The organism is Staphylococcus sp. HMSC65H10 (assembly GCF_001839185.1).
Classification (GTDB): domain Bacteria; phylum Bacillota; class Bacilli; order Staphylococcales; family Staphylococcaceae; genus Staphylococcus; species Staphylococcus simulans.
In genome coordinates this window covers 1,966-2,703 of the sequence record NZ_KV840398.1, presented here as the reverse complement: position 1 = coordinate 2,703, position 738 = coordinate 1,966, and the positions used below count along the sequence as shown (strand labels likewise).

Sequence of the window (738 nt, the reverse complement as noted above, 5' to 3'; positions counted from 1 at the left end):
ATACTTCTAAGACTCCACAAGAGTTGAAAGAAGCAGCCAAAGCAATCAAAGACGCGCAAAATGCATTACAAGCTAAAGCAAATAAAGCTGAACTTGAAAAATCAATCGCGACAGCGGAAGGTTTAGGTCAATTGGATGCAAATGACCCAGAAGATAAAGCAGTTCAAGATGCTTTAACAGCAGCGAAAGCAGTTGAAGCAGATCAAAATGCGGATCAAGCAGCAGTCGATGCAGCTAAAAAAGCATTAGATGACGCGATTAATGCTAAAAAAGCACAAGATGCAAAAGAAGCTAAAGAAGCAGCGGATGCAAAACAAGCAGCGCTTGATGAATTGAAAGAAGAGCTAGCGAAAGTTGCAAAACTTGATAAAGATAGTTTCACGCCAAATTCAGTTACGCCATTAAATGAAAAAGAAAATGATGGTAAAGCAATTGTGGCTAATCCAGACAACAAAACAACTGAAGATATTAAAGAAGCAACACAAGCGTTGAAAGATGCTCAAAAAGATTTAGTTCAAAAAGCTGAAAAAGCTGAGTTACAAAAAGCAATCGATAAAGCAAAAACTTTAGGTCAACTTGACCCTGCAGATAAAGAAGATAAAGCAGTTCAAGATGCAGTAACTGCTGGTGAAGCGGTTAAAGCTGATGGTAATGCAACACCACAACAAGTGGCAGAAGCAACAAAAGCAATTAACGATGCCATCGCAGCAAAAGAACGTCAAGATGCATTAGATGAAT

General features: G+C 38.6%; 1 pseudogene. It reads left to right on the top strand.

The window, feature by feature from the left end:
- A pseudogene (locus tag HMPREF3270_RS14000) lies at nt 1-738 on the top strand (FIVAR domain-containing protein); the annotation flags it as partial.